Here is a 14,554-nt window from a genome sequence, read left to right as displayed (position 1 = left end):
CGGTCAGCCCCTCCCGCGCATGCTGCGTTGCCGTGCGACCTTCTGCGCCTTCGCCGCGGTACGCACCCGGCGGCTGAGCTCGGCGCGCTGCTGCGCGGACAGCGCGCGGCGCACACCGTAGCTGAACGCGGCGGTCTTCACGAGTGGCCCGCCGAGCGTGGCGGCGACCGTGGAGGACAGCGCGGTGGCGTTCGTGGTCATGGTCTGCACGTTGCCCGCGATCTGGTCGACGCGGCCCATCTGGGCGTTGGTCGCCCGGACCGTCTCGGTGACCTCGTCGAGCAGCGGGACCGCCCGGTCCGCCACCCCTGCGACCAGGGTCGTGGCCTCCTTGAGCACCTTCGCCAGCTTCACCAGAGCCACCGCGAGAAAGGCGACCAGGATCGCCCAGAAAACGGCGATGATCATCAGCGCGACTTCGCCACCCGACACCGTCATGCGCTCCTTGATGAGTGGGATCAGTCGAGGCGGCGGATACGCGTCGCCCACCTCGGAAAACCCGACCCTACCGCGACCGCGCGGGTCCCCTCGTCCGAGGAAACCCGCGCGGTGGGCGTGGCGTGTGTCGCGACCCGGTGTCGTGTGTGGATCGACCTTCGGTGTCGGTTTGTCGATGTCGTCGATCAGCGGGAGTAGTACTCCACGACCAGCTGCTCGTCGCAGATCACCGGGACCTCGCGGCGCTGCGGGAGACGGTCGAGGCGGGCCATCAGCTTGTCGAGGCGGGCCTCGATGTAGCGCGGGGTCTCGGCGGCGGCGAAACCGCCGGCCTGGACCACCTGGAACAGCGGCTTGGCGCGGCTGCGCTCGCGCACGGCGACCACGTCGTCGGGCTTGAGGCGGTAGGAGGGCTTGTCCACCTTGCCGCCGTTGACCTCGATGTGGCCGTGGGTGACCATCTGCCGCGCCTGGTAGACGGTGCGCGCGAAGCCGGCCCGGAGCACGAAGGCATCCAGGCGGCGCTCGAGGTCGACCACCAACTCGTCGCCGGTCTTGCCGGCGTGCTTGTTGGCGCGGTCGAACGCGGCCCGCATCTGGACCTCGGAGATGTCGTACTGGAAGCGCAGGCGCTGCTTCTCCATCAGCCGGGTCTTGTAGTCGGAGGTCTGCTTGCGACCGCGGCCGTGCTCGCCCGGCGGGTAGGGCCGGTTCTCCAGGTACTTGGCGGCCTTGGGGGTGAGCGCCACTCCGAGCGCGCGGCTGCGGCGGATCTTGGGGCGCGTCTGGTTGGTCAAGGTCGGGTCCTCCGTGCAGGGCCGTTCGGGCGGTTCGGGTGGTCGGGGCGATGCGGGTGTGGCCGGTCCGGTCGTGGGTCGAGGCGCCGGGCCGGAGCGGTGGGCCGCCGGTCGGGCCGTCTTGCCAAGATCGGGGGACTTAGGTAAGCCTAACCTTAACGAAGACGCGGCCGGTAGCCCACTCGGGGGTCGCAAACGAGCGCCGTACCTGAGCGCCACACCTGGAGGACGCCATGTCTGTTCCCACCGAGGCCAACGCCGGGCGCACCGATGTCTCTTCCCGGCGACCGCGCACCGCCGAGCGGGCCCGCACCCTGGCCGCCCACGCCGGGTCGGCCACCCTGGACCTGCCCGGCGACCGGGAGGAGCATGTGATCCCCGCCGCACGGGCCGTAGAGGCCGACGGCTCGCTGCTGCTGCTCGTCCCGAGCGAGACCGCCGCGGTGGTGCTGACGTCCCACGACGACGTGGCCGCCGTGCTGCACCTGGTCGACGTCGCGCCGGTGGCCGTGCCGCACCGGGTCCGGGCGCACTGCTGGATCGCGGGCTGGCTGAGCATCCCCACCGGCCCCGACGCCGAGCGCGCCGCCGCGCTGTTGGCCGAGGCGGCTCCCGACCCCACCGCGTCCGAGCGCGCCGGGACGGTCGTGCGGCTGGAGGTCGGCGAGGTGCTGGTCGACGACCTGTGGGGCACCGGGCACGTCGAGCCCGACGACTACGCCGACGCCGCGCCCGACCCGCTGGCCGGGCACGAGGCCGAACTGCTCCAGCACCTGGCCGCGGCGCACGGCGACGACCTGTACCGGCTGGCGATCGTGGCGGGCGCGCCGGCCTGCGCGGACCGGGTGGCGCCGGTGTCGCTGGACCGACATGGCATCCGGTTGCGCACCGGCGGCCCGGACCGCACCTGTGACGTGCGCTTCGAATTCGAGCACCCGGTGGCCGACCCGACGGAGTTGGGCGGCGCACTGCGCCGGCTGCTGCACGGGGTGCACGGGGAGAGCTGAGGCTTTGGCCGGCCGCTTCGGGGGCGGTCGTCCGGCTCGCGCATCTCGCGCGAGGTGTTTCGGCGCGGGCTTCGTCCGCCGATCCCGCCGGCCCGTGGCCTCGCATGATGCGGCGCCCGCCGGGCAGTCTCCTCCTTCGTGATCGGCCGTGCCGGGCCGGGCCCCGGTCGGGAACCGGCTAACGTTTCCGGTCGCGGCACCGGGTGGCGATCCACCCGGACGGATCGCCACGGCCGACCGGTCGACGGTGCCGCCAGCGCGAGCCGGATCGCGGCGGGAACGGCGGAAGGGACGACACGGGGTGTCGGAGCAGCACTCGCGACACGAACCGGAGGGATCGGCGGACGAGGTCGGCCGCGCCCATCCGGGCCCTCGCGCGCCCTGGGAGCCGGAGCGGCCGGCGACACCGCGATCCGGCGCCAGCCCGTGGCAGGACCGGCTGCGCACCCAGCTGCGGTTCAGCGGACACACCGCGAGCATCCCGATCGTGCCCGCCCCGGAGAAGCCCGAGGCCGGCCCCTCGGTCCCGCGCGTACTCGATCTCGCGCTGCGCACCGGCGAGTTGCTGCTGGCCAGCGGCGAGGGCGGGGAGGACGTCGAGGCGGCGATGCTCGGCATCACCGACGCGTACGGCCTGGAACGCTGCCAGCCCAATGTGACCTTCGTCGCGATCACCCTGTCCTACCAGCCCTCGCTGGTCGAACCGCCGGTCACGGGCGAGCGCGTGGTGCGCCGCCGCGCCGTCGACTACACCCGGCTCGACGAGGCACACCAACTGGTCGAGGCGATCACCCGATCCGAGTTGACCCTGGAGGAGGCGTACCACCGCCTCGCCGACATCCGCCGCAACCGACACCCGTACCCGCGCCCGCTGTTGCTGCTGTCCGCGGGGCTGATCGCGGCCTTCGCGAGCGTGATGGTCGGCGGTGGACCGATCGTGGCCGTCGCGGCCTGCGTCGCGGCGCTGATCGGCGAGCGGTTGGCGCAGCTGCTCGCCGAGCGCGGCGTCCCGGAGTTCTACCAGTTCGTGCTCGCCTCGATGCCGGCCGCCGCGATCACGGTGGTGATGATCAAACTCGGCGCGGGGATCAACCCGTACGCCGTGGTCACCGGCGGGCTGTTCGCGCTGCTGCCGGGGCGGGCCCTGGTCGCCGCCGTACAGGACGGGCTGACCGGCTTCTACATCACCGCCGCAGCCCGGTTGCTGGAGGTCTTCTACCTGATCGTCGGCATCATCGTGGGCATCTCGATCGTGCTGTACATCGGCGACCAGGTGGGCGTGAAATTCACCGTCGAGGGGACGTTCAACCTCAACGACAACCCCCGCATCGTGCAACTCCTCGCGGCGGGCGGGGTGTCGCTGACCTTCGCGGTGCTGGTCCAGGTACGTCGGGTGCTGCTGCCGATGGCGGCGGCCGGCGGGGCGGTCGGCTGGGCGGTGTTCCAGGTGCTGCGCGAGGCCGGCGCCGCACCGGTCCTGGCCACGGCGGTGGCCACCGGGCTGCTCGGGCTGCTCGGACAGTTGCTCGCCCGGTGGCACGGGACGTCGGCGCTGCCGTACGTGATCCCGGCGATCGGCCCGATGTTGCCGGGCAGCGCGATGTATCAGGGCATGCTCGGCCTGGCCCTCGGCCACACGGACAGCGGCTGGCGCAGCCTGGTGAACGCGGCGTCCCTGGCCCTGGCGCTCGCGGCGGGCGTCAACGTCGGCTCCGAGGCGGCCCGCTTCGTCCTGCCTTCCCCGCCGCCGCGCACGGGCCGCGAAATGCGCCCGGCATCGAAGCGCACCCGGGGCTTCTGACTGACGGAGGCGGCGGGGGTGCGGGCGCGCGGGCGACCGGGTTGCGGGGGGCGGCCGGCTCGGCGACACCCACCGGCGCTCGCGGGGCCGGGCGACCGGGGCCACAGCCGCGGGTGCCACAACGTGAACTCCGGCAACACACCGCCCTACGGACCCGCCGGGTGTCTCGACGACGCCGAGGAGCGTGCACACCGGTTCGGCGACGGTGGGTGTCGGCCAAGTCCGCGTAGCTGCCGCGAGGTGCTCGGGGCAGGGTCGCGGGCGAACGACCCACGGGGCCAGTGCACTCGGTCGCGGTCGCAGGGGGCAGGGCCGCCGGCGCTGTCGCGGTCGCAGGCGCGGGGGCACGGTCGCAGGCGCTGTCCCGATCGCGGTCGCAGGCGCAGACGCGGGGGCACGGTCGCGGGCGCAGGGTCGCGGGCGCGGTCGCGGGCGCGGGCGCGGGCAGACATCAAGGCGCTCGGGGACGCCCACGGTCGCGGGTGCAGGCGCAGGCGTCGACCCGGTCGCGAGCGTAGGCGGCCGAGGGCATGGTGCGCGTGATTGCCATCGCGGGCGGGCGCTCATGCGGGCCGGGTTCGAGTGAACAGGGGCGTGCTCCTGACAAGCGGGCGCGACGGCGGGGGCAAGTCTGTACGCGTGCATGGACGTTGGCGGGGCGTGGACGTCGGCGCGGGCACGCACGTAATCGTCGGCGTGAACATGCCCATCGTCGCGGAGCTGGACGTCAGCGCGTGCCGGGCGTCCGCGTCGGCGCCCGTGACCGTGCCCGCGTTGGCGTGCGCGTCGGCGTTGGCGTTGCCGTCGGCGCCCGTGTCCACGTCGGCGTCGGCACGCCCATCGGCGCGGAACGGGACGTGAGCGCGTGCCGGGCGTCCGCGTCGGCGCCCGTGTCCGCAGCGGCGGGAACGACCCGGGTGGTGGGGGCGTTCGGGTTTTGGGGCTGTGGTCGTGGAGGCCCCGCTTCGACGCGAGTGGGCCTGGCTGCCGGGGCCACGCCGACAGCATGGAGGGCTCCGCATGCCGGACGCGCACGCATCCAACGGGCCGTTCGCCGCGCTGCGCAGGTGGTCGCCGCCGCGTGACACGCCTGTGCGCGCGGTTGTCCTGGTCCTGCCCGGTGGCCGGGCGTACGGTCGGCAACCCGCCTCCACCCGCAACCTGGCCTATCGACGCATGGTGCCGATAGCCCGCTCCGTACACCGCGCGACCCACGCGGCGGGCGCCGAGACATGGCTGCTGCGCTACCGGGTGCGCGGCTGGAACGAACCCGATCGCGACCCGGTCCAGGACGCGTGGTGGGCCCTCGACGGCATCCGTGCCCGATACCCCGACGCCGAGGTCACCCTCGTCGGCCACTCGATGGGCGGCCGCACCGCGTTGCGGGTGGCCGGCCACGACAGCGTGCGTACGATCTGCGCGCTGGCGCCCTGGATCGAGGACGACGAACCGTACGCACAACTCGCCGGCCGGGACCTGGTCGTGGTACACGGCACGGCCGACCACACCACGAGCCCGAAGGCCTCGCACCGCTACGCGCTGGCCGCGCGCGAAGTCTCCGATCGTGTCTGCCGATTCGAACTCCCCGACGGCCACGCAATGATGCGCCGCGCACCGGCCTGGACCGAACTGGTCCGGCGCACCGTGGTGGGCGCGGTCACCGGCCGCCTGGACCCCGAGATCGCCCGCGCCATGCGAACACCGGCCCCGGACGGCCTCCGCGCCCCCGCGATCGGCGCGAGCGGCTAGTGCTCTGACCGCGTAGGTTCGCCGGGTTGTGCAGCCGCCGGCCGCGCTTTGTCCTCATCGCCGGACGGACCGGCAACCATCCGGGCACACCACCAACGGCTCACGGTCACATAGAGCCAGGGTCGGCATGCAGGGACAGGGCCGCGACGTCGCCGCCGAAGCCCACCACGAGCGAGCCTTCCGGGGTCACGGTCAGCGCATGGACCGGCGCGGGGAACACCAGCTCCCGGCCGATCCGCCGCCCGGCAGCCGGCTCCCACAGGCACACCGTTCCATCCGAACCACCGGTGACGACCCTGAGTTCTCCACCGATCACCGCGGTCTCCACCGCGGACACAGTGCCATCGTGGCCGACCAGCCTGCCGACTTCCCGTCCCATGACCAGGTCCCATACGCGCACGGTGGCGTCGTAACCTGCCGTGATCGCGTGGGCTCGGCCGCCGACGATCGCTGTCGCGACCGCCCACGCCTCGCCGTCGTGGCCCGGCAGAGGCTCCCCGACCGATTGTCCCGTGGTCAGGTCCCACTGCCAGACCGAGCCGCCGCTCATACAGCCCACCGCATGGGGTCTGTCATCGATCACCAGCGTGTCGATGGCCATCAGGAAGTCGTCGTGTCCGGTGAGTTCGCCGACCTGTTCCCCACCGACCAGATCCCAGACCCGCACGGACACGTCGTCGTCGCCGGCGAGCACACACGGTCGCCCGTGGATGACAGCGGTGCCCAGACACCACACCTCACCGTTGATCCCCGGCAGCTCGCCCGTCTGCTGTCGGGTGGCCAAGTCCCACGCGCGTACCGCCCAGTCGCCGGCCGTGACGACGTACGTTCGACCGTTCACGACCTCCGTCGCCACCGCCCACACTCTGCCGTCGAGGTCGCTCATGGGTCCGCCGACCGGCCGGCCGGTCTCAAGGTCCCGCACCCGGACAGTCTGGTCCTTGCTGCCGGTGACCACGACCTGGCGGCCATCCGAGACGGTTGCCACCACCGCGTCAACACCGCCGGTGTGACCCGACGGGTTCATCCGGAAGTGCCGGTCACTCTGCGCGCCGGTGGACCAAAGCACCCGCCATGGCTCGGCGAAGACATCTTCCACCGGCACGGCGGCTATCCGCGTGGACAACTCCCGGTCCCCGTACCGAGCCGCGTCCAGGGCCAGCAGTTGCCGCCGCACCCACGGTGGCACGTCCCGGTGGACGTCCACCGACGCCCGGTAAACCGCAGCCATGAGTCGCGCATCAGAAGTCGCATCGGAAGCCGGCAACCCCATAACCCGCTCCGGATCAGCGTTCACCAACCATCGCAGGTCCGTCCACCACCCTTCCGCCCCCGACGGATCCGATGCCGAAGCAGTCATACGAACCTCGTCACTCACGGCCGAAACTCTAGTGCTGTGACCGGATTGGTTCGTGGTGTCGGTGTGTCGCCGGTGCTGTCGGGTGAAGTCTCGCCCGACCGCCACCCGGCCACCTACACACGCACCCACGGCGTCACGTACTTCCATGGCTGTTACTCCATGGGCGACGACACGTTGTGGGGCGTGAACCGCAGGCGGAAGGGCATCACGCCGACCTGGGCGGCCCTGCGCTCGATCCGCGCGGCTCGACCCGACGGCGCACCCCGACGCCCTCGCCGCACAGCGCAGGGAACGCGCACGCATCCGCAGCGAGAAGGGCATCCGTTGAGGCGGACGCCACCTCGACAACGCCGCATGATCCACCAACCCGGCGAACGTTTCCGGTCACAGCACTGGCTAGGACGTGGCTGCAGGCCCCGTCATTCGGCGCCGATCGCGGTCAGGACGTCGGTGCAAGCGGCGGTGCGCGCTGGCCAGACCGCCGCGACGACGCCCACGACGACCCCCAGGGCGAGGAATCCGGCGACGCCGGCCCAGGGCACGACCAGGACCAGATTCGGCAACTTGTCGCGCAGCGTGCCCAGGATCCCCCAGGCCAGGAACGCCCCGACCAGCAGCCCGAGCACCGCACCGAACACCGAGATGACCGTCGACTCGACCCGGACCATCGTGCGCACCCGCGAGCGGTCCAGCCCGATCGCGCGCAACATGCCGATCTCCCGGCGGCGTTCGAACACCGACATGGCCAAGGTGTTGATCACCCCGAGCACCGCGATCAGCACCGCCATGGCCAGCAACCCGTACATGATGTTGAGCAGCAGGTCGACCGTGCGACTGAAGGACTTCCGGATGGCTGCACGATCCTCCACCTGCACGAGCGGGTTGTCGCCGATCGCACGCTCGATCGCCCGCGTGGTCGCGGCGCTGCCGCCGCCCTCGACGCGCACCATGATCGAACGGATGTCGCGGTCGACCGTGTGCCGCTCCAGCAGCGCGGCCGGCACCGTCACCTTGGTCAACTGTTCGAGGTCGCCCTGGATGCCGCCGATCTTGACGGTGCCCCGGGCGCCGTCGGGGTAGCCGATCGGGATCACCGAGCCGACGCCCCATCCCCGCCGCTTGGCGATGTCCGCGCTGATCAGGATCTCGCCGCGGCGCAGCGCGTCGGCGGCGGCGGTACGGCTGCCGGTCTCGGGCGCGGCGAGGCCGTCGAAGTCGATCAGGTGCTCGATGCCCTTGGGGTCCACTCCGATCACCGCCGCCTCGTGGCCGTCCAGCAGCACCGAGTCCCGGATCAGCGGCGAGATCGCGGTGATCCCGGGCACGCGGGCGACGGCGGCGGGCACGCCGGCGTCGAGCGAGGCGCCGTTGACCGTGCCGATCCGGTAGTCCGCGGCGATCTCGGCGATCGCCCGTTCCTCGACGGCCTGCCGGATCGACGCGCCGAGCATGGTCAGGCCGGCGATCAGGGACAGGCCGATGGTCAGCGCGGACGCGGTGGCGGCGGTACGTCGGGGATTGCGTACCGCGTTGCGCCGGGCCAGCCGACCGGCCACGCCGAACACACGATCCAGCAGCGGAGTACCCACGGCGATGGCGGGTCGGGCCAGCGACGGGGTGAGCACGAGGACGCCGATCAACAGCAGGAACGCACCGAGCGCGACCGGGACCCGGCCGCTGTCGCCGGCCGCCGAACGCCCGTACACGGTGAGCGCCGCACCGACCGCCGTCACCAGCGCCCCCAGCGCACCGCGGCCGCGCAGTCCGCCGCGGCCCGCCGGTCGCTCCACCGCGTTCAGCGCGGCGACCGGGGGGATCCGGGACGCCCGCCGAGCGGGCAACCACGCGGCGAGGAGGGTGACCGCGCCGCCCACGAGCAACGCGACCGCGATCGTACGGCCCTCCACGATCAGCGGGCCGGCAGGCAGGTGTGCGCCGAATCGTTCCAGCAGCGCCCGGAGCGCACCGGCCAGCGCGATGCCGGTGGTGAAGCCGAGCAGAGAGGCGATCACGGCGACGGCCGCGGCCTCGAAAAGCACGATCCGGGTGACTTGTCCGCTGCGGGCGCCGACCGCGCGCAACAGGGCCAGTTCGCGGGTGCGTTGGGCGACCAGCATGGTGAAGGTGTTGGCGATGATGAACGTCGCGACGAACAGCGCGATGCCGGCGAACGCGAGCAGCGCGATCGTCATCTGCCGGGTGCCGGCCTCGATCATGTCCACCTGCTCGCGGGCGAGCGTACGTCCGGAGGCGACCCGCAGATTGTCCGCGTCCGGCACCACCCGCCGGGCCGCGGCGCGCAACGCCGCCTCGCTCGTACCGGGAACCGGGACCAGGTCGATCTCGGCGTAGCGCCCCGGCTCGAGCAGCAGCCGCTGTGCGGTCGCGGTCTCGAACAGCACGAGCGAACCACCCGACGACACGCGCGGATCGTCGGTCGCGAACACCCCGGTCAACCGGGCCGCGATCATCGGCCCGCCGAGCGCGACGCGCACGGTGTCGCCGACCCGGAAGCCGCCCTTGTCCGCGGTCCGCACGTCGAGCGCGATCTCGGCGGCGGCGGCCGGTCCGCGCCCGGACCGCATCGGAAAGCGGGGATCGGTGCCGTCGCCGACCGGCGCGAAGTTCGTCCCGATCGTCGTCCACCCCGATCCGAGCAGGTCACCGTGCCGGTCCACCACGCCGGTGAACCCCTCCAGCACACCACGCGCCCGCGCGACACCGGGCAGCGCGCGCAACCGGGCGAGGGTTTCGTCGGTGAGCGTGGGTTCGGGCCGACCGTGCGCGCGCGAGCCGGTGCGGTCGACGTTGTCGTCCAGGACGGCGACGGACACGTCCGCGAAGCTCTTGGAAGCGGTGTTCTTGAACGCCCGCCCCAGGGTGTCCGACAGGACGAGCGTGCCCACGACGAACGCCACACCGAGCAACACCGCGACGGCGGTCATCGCCAATCTGGTCCGGTGTGCAACGACATTGCGCAGCGCGAAACGAAACACGGGCAACTCCAGGAGGACCGGGCACGAACAGCGGAATCCCGCTCATCCTCACCCGCCCCCACCAGCGCGGACGTCCCCCACCGGTAGCCCTCCGCACCCCCCGATCCATCCCCCTGAAGCCCGACCCGACCCCCAAAAGACGGACCCCACACGCCACCCGGACGCACGTCCCGAACGCGTCCCGACGCCGGACGGAGCCACCGAAGCGGCACTCGGGGGGAACAGCACGGCGCGCGGTCGCGTAGGCGCCATGGGGCCGCCGCGCGCAACGGCTCGCCGCACACCGCCGTCCCATGACAGCCCGCACGCAGTCCGGGCCGACCGCGTGCGCCGACACGGGCCTTCTCCGCGAGGTCCGCGCCATCCGGGACGCCCCACCCGGAACGACTCACCTCGCGTAGGCACCTCCACCACACCGATCACCCGACGCGCATCGCCCCACGCGTATGGGGTGGTCGCGGGTCGGTCCAAGGGCGCCCGCGAACGCGCACGCCCACCGTCGCAGGAGGCGGGTGCGAGTGTGTCCTCCCGCCGCGCCGGGCGGGGGCGCCTTCACCTCTGTCGGGGCGGGCGGGGGCCCTTCCCGCCGCGACAAGGGTGCGCGGGGTGGGGTGGAGTCCTCGCGTCGGTCAGGACTTCGGCGGGGTCGGCGTGTTCAGGCGCGTGCGGAGCCACGTGGTGATGTCGGCGTAGCGGGCCTCGGCGCCGTGGCGGGTGGGCTCGTAGTAGGTGCGGCCATGGATGGCGTCGGGCGCGTATTGCTGCGCCGCCACGCCGTCGGGGTCGTCGTGCGGGTAGAGGTAGCCCTGCGCGTGGCCGAGTTTGGCGGCGCCCTTGTAGTGCCCGTCCCGCAGGTGCGGCGGGACGGGACCGGCCAGCCCCTTCCGGACGTCGGCGAGCGCGGCGTCGATCGCCAGGTAGGCCGCGTTCGACTTGGGTGCGAGGGCGAGGTGGATGACCGCCTGGGACAGCGTGATCCGCGCCTCGGGGAAGCCGATCAGCGCGACCGCCTGCGCGGCGGCCACGGCGACCTGGATCGCGGTGGGATCGGCCATCCCGATGTCCTCGCTCGCCGAGATCATCAACCGCCGGGCGATGAAGCGCGGATCCTCCCCCGCCTCCACCATCCGCGCGAGGTAGTGCAGCGCGGCGTCCACGTCCGAGCCCCGGATCGACTTGATCAACGCGCTCGCCACGTCGTAGTGCTGATCCCCGTCCCGGTCGTACCGCACCGCCGCCCGGTCCACGGCGCTCTCCAACGTGGCCAGGGTGATCGATTCCTCGCCCTTGTCGGCGGCCGACCCCGCACCCGCCTCCAACGCGGTCAGGACACGCCGCGCGTCACCACCCGCGATTCGCAGCAGGTGCTCCTCGGCGTCGGAGTCGAGGGTGAGCGTCCCGGCCAGGCCCCGTTCGTCGGTGAGCGCGCGCTGCACCACCTCGCGCAGGTCGTCGTCGGTCAACGACTCCAGGGTCAGCAGGAGCGACCGGGACAGCAGCGGGCTGATGATCGAGAAGTACGGGTTCTCGGTGGTCGCCGCGATCAGCGTCACCCATCGGTTCTCCACGGCCGGCAGCAACGAATCCTGCTGGGCCTTGGAAAAGCGGTGGATCTCGTCGAGGAAGAGCACCGTGTCCCGCCCCTGGGAGCCGGCGTGCCGACGCGCGTCCTCGATCACCGCGCGCACTTCCTTGACGCCCGCCGTGATCGCGGACAGTTCCACGAACCGCTGACGGGTGACATGGCTGACCACATAGGCGAGCGTGGTCTTGCCGGTACCGGGCGGTCCCCACAAAATCACCGAACTCGGCGCGGTGACCCGACTCTCCGACGCCACGAGCCGACGCAACGGCGACCCTTCACCCAGCAGGTGCCGCTGCCCGACCACCTCGTCCAGATCACGCGGCCGCATCCGCACGGCAAGCGGCGCAAGCGAGGGGTCCTTGGCCTGCCGCGCCTCGGCGGCAGCAGTAAAAAGATCGGCATCCACCCAACGACCCTAACCCGCACCCCCGACCCCAACCCCGACGGCAGCCACTCACGAAAACCCCCGGCACGCCCCGAGGCCATCCGGCCCGAACGGGCAAGGACCGGCAACAATCCGAACCAGGCTTCGCGATGCCCACAGACCGAGGCGGGTCGCGGGCAATCCAACGGCTTGCGATCCCCGGCACCGGCGGCGGCAGAGCTGGAGGACGACCGGATCGACGCCACCGGCGAGACTTCTCGAATGGGCCGGGTACCCGCACGCCCGTTTTACTTCGGTTGCGGGCCGCCGCTCCGGGACCGGGTCCGTCCCGAGGCATCGGCCGCCGCCGGCGCGCGGGGCTCCGAGACCGGGGCTCCCGACGAGACAACTGCATTACTCAACGAAACCCGGCCGGCAACGGCGGAAAAGGCGGGCGCCCAGGTCGAGTCCACCGTGGAACCTGCAGGGGTGGCCCGGGCGCTCCCAACGCGCACGCCGCACCTTTGGCCCCGGGTGGCCGGTCCGAGGCCGGTCCGAGTCGATGATGGGCCGCCGCCGGCGTGCGGGGCTCCAAGACCCGGGGCTCCCGACGAGACAAACGCATTGCTCACCGAAAACCGGCCGGCACCGGGGGCAGGGAGGGGCTCGGGTCGAGTTCGCCGGGAGCGTTCCCAAGTGGGTCGGGGCATTTCGGGGGCGTTTGGGAAGAGGGTTGGGGTCCGGAACCGGATCTCGGCGGGTGGTTGGTGGGCTTCGAGCTTCGGTGACCTGCGGTTTTGCGTGGCCGGGGTGAAAAGTCGGGCGCCGAGTGCCGGTTTCGTATGCTGCGCCTCTCTCAACACCGGAACGGAGACCGAAGCCACCCGATCGGAGCCGACTTCGAGCGCTGCGACTACCCAAAGGCCGTCGAGAAGACCAAAAGTGCCCAGCAGAGGCCAAACCCGGATCCCGAGACGCCCCAAACAATCCTCACCTACACTGACCTGCAGTTTTCTCTCGCACCGAGGCAACAGCACCCCACGCAATCCAGGTTCGTGAACCTTCGTCACCCACACGCCCACCGCCCGCCGGAAACACCCGGCCCCCTCACGAAGAAGGCACCCCGGAGGACTCAACCCGACCACCCACCCTGCCCGCCGCCGGCCGGTTTTCACCGACCAACACACCCGCCCCACCGAAACCCCAAGTCTCGAAGCCCCGCACGCCGGCGGCGGCCCACCACCGACTCAGACAGACCCCGCACCAGCCACCCGCCACCGCAAGCGCAACGCCCGCCGAAAGCACTCGACCCCCTCGGGAAGGCTCCTCGGCAGACTCGACCCGAGCACCCACCCGCTCCCCCCGCTGCCGGCCGGTTTTCACCGACCAACACACCCGCCTCACCGGAAACCCCAAGTCCCGAAGCCCCGAGCGCTGGCGGCGGCCCATCACCGACTCTGGCCAGCCCCGCACCAGCCACCCGCCACCGCAAGCGCAACGCCCGTCGCCCGTCGCCCTCGCGTCGCCCCGCCCCCGCATTGCCCCCGCACTGCCCCGGCGCGTGTCGCGATTCGGGCCGGATGGCGCGACGGCCCGACGCCGGCCCGGGGGTTCGCCGGTGGCGTGGGTCAGCGTAGGACGCCGGCTGATTTGGCTGTTTGGAGCCATTCGGGGAATTCGTTCATCAGGTTGTCGTAGAGCGTGGCGTCGGGCATGCGGCGGGGGTCGGCGCCTGCTTCGAAGAAGCCTGCGTTGTCGACCACGCGGTACTTCGGGGCGGGCAGGTCGTCGAGGCGGTGCAGGAAGCGGAATTCGTCTCGGCCGAAGCCGATGAACTGCCAGAAGATGGGCAGTTCGGCCGCCTTGCACAGAGCCTTCTCGGCGGCCTTGGCGTTGTTCGGCGCGCCGTCGGTCTGGAAGATCACGAAGGCCGGGTCGGTCGCGCCGCACGAGCGGTAGTGCGCGATCACCGCCTCCATCGCGGACACGTAGTCGGTGGTGCCCATGTGGCCGAGCTTCTTGTGCAGCGCGGCGATGCGGCCGCCGTAGTTGTCCAGCGAGATCTCCTCGGCCGCGTAGGCCTTCGTGTCGAAGAAGATCACCGGCACCGTGCCGTCGTCGTCGAAGTGCGCGGCTGCGGCCAACACCCGGTCGGCGAGCGCCTGGACGCTGCCGTTCTTGTAGAACGGCGCCATGCTGCCCGAGCGGTCGAGCACCAGATAGACCGCCGCCCGCACACCGGCCAGCCTGTTCTTCTCCAGGCTGACCCCGGCCGCCTTGTAGAGGCTGACCAGGCCGGGCGCGGAACGCTCGATCTTGTCGAGGCTGACCGCCGAGCCGCTGCCGCTGCGCACGGTGGCCGAGGGTGTCGCGCCGACCGGAGGCGGAGCCGCCGGGGCCGGTGCAGGCTTCGACTTCTTGCGACCGAACAGCGAGAAGGGCATGGCGAGGCTCCCA

Annotated in this window: 9 protein-coding genes and 1 pseudogene; 4 read left to right on the top strand and 6 right to left on the bottom strand. The window is 72.1% G+C overall.

Features of this window, described 5'->3' with window-relative positions:
• Positions 1-3: 3 nt before the first annotated feature.
• Positions 4-438, bottom strand: a complete 435-nt coding sequence (locus ACWGR4_RS35295; RefSeq protein ID WP_126643356.1) for a DUF948 domain-containing protein — start codon at positions 436-438, stop codon at positions 4-6.
• Positions 439-623: 185 nt separating this feature from the next.
• Entirely contained in the window at positions 624-1,235 is a 612-nt protein-coding gene (gene rpsD / locus ACWGR4_RS35290) for a 30S ribosomal protein S4 (RefSeq protein ID WP_380010218.1), read from the bottom strand.
• Between the two features lie 233 nt (positions 1,236-1,468).
• Here rpsD and ACWGR4_RS35285 point away from each other — a divergent pair, with 233 nt between their 5' ends.
• From ACWGR4_RS35285 to ACWGR4_RS35275, 3 genes are all read left to right on the top strand, one after another.
• Positions 1,469-2,242, top strand: coding sequence for a DUF2470 domain-containing protein (locus tag ACWGR4_RS35285; protein WP_452129855.1), 774 nt, complete (start codon positions 1,469-1,471; stop codon positions 2,240-2,242).
• A gap of 301 nt (positions 2,243-2,543) precedes the next feature.
• Positions 2,544-4,043, top strand: a complete 1,500-nt coding sequence (locus tag ACWGR4_RS35280) for a threonine/serine exporter family protein (protein WP_380010224.1) — start codon at positions 2,544-2,546, stop codon at positions 4,041-4,043.
• Positions 4,044-5,063: 1,020 nt separating this feature from the next.
• The gene (locus tag ACWGR4_RS35275) at positions 5,064-5,792 is read left to right on the top strand and encodes an alpha/beta hydrolase (protein ID WP_380010230.1); all 729 of its coding nucleotides are present in this window, start codon (positions 5,064-5,066) and stop codon (positions 5,790-5,792) included.
• A gap of 106 nt (positions 5,793-5,898) precedes the next feature.
• Here ACWGR4_RS35275 and ACWGR4_RS35270 read toward each other — a convergent pair whose 3' ends face one another.
• Positions 5,899-6,819 (bottom strand): WD40 repeat domain-containing protein, encoded by a 921-nt coding sequence (locus ACWGR4_RS35270; RefSeq protein WP_452134294.1) that lies wholly within the window; start codon positions 6,817-6,819, stop codon positions 5,899-5,901.
• A gap of 426 nt (positions 6,820-7,245) precedes the next feature.
• Between ACWGR4_RS35270 and ACWGR4_RS35265 the strand changes: the two are divergent.
• Positions 7,246-7,416 (top strand): annotated as a pseudogene (locus ACWGR4_RS35265) (IS630 family transposase); the annotation flags it as partial.
• 155 nt (positions 7,417-7,571) lie between these two features.
• Here ACWGR4_RS35265 and ACWGR4_RS35260 read toward each other — a convergent pair.
• The 3 genes from ACWGR4_RS35260 to ACWGR4_RS35250 form a co-directional block, all read right to left on the bottom strand.
• On the bottom strand, positions 7,572-10,097 hold the full coding sequence (locus tag ACWGR4_RS35260) for an ABC transporter permease (protein WP_452129857.1): 2,526 nt from the start codon (positions 10,095-10,097) through the stop codon (positions 7,572-7,574).
• A gap of 680 nt (positions 10,098-10,777) precedes the next feature.
• Positions 10,778-12,139, bottom strand: coding sequence for a replication-associated recombination protein A (locus ACWGR4_RS35255; protein ID WP_380010239.1), 1,362 nt, complete (start codon positions 12,137-12,139; stop codon positions 10,778-10,780).
• A gap of 1,586 nt (positions 12,140-13,725) precedes the next feature.
• Positions 13,726-14,541, bottom strand: coding sequence for a vWA domain-containing protein (locus ACWGR4_RS35250; RefSeq protein WP_380010242.1), 816 nt, complete (start codon positions 14,539-14,541; stop codon positions 13,726-13,728).
• Between the last annotated feature and the right edge of the window lie 13 nt (positions 14,542-14,554).

This window comes from Embleya sp. NPDC055664 (assembly GCF_053618075.1).
This window is presented reverse-complemented; position numbering and strand designations above follow the sequence as displayed.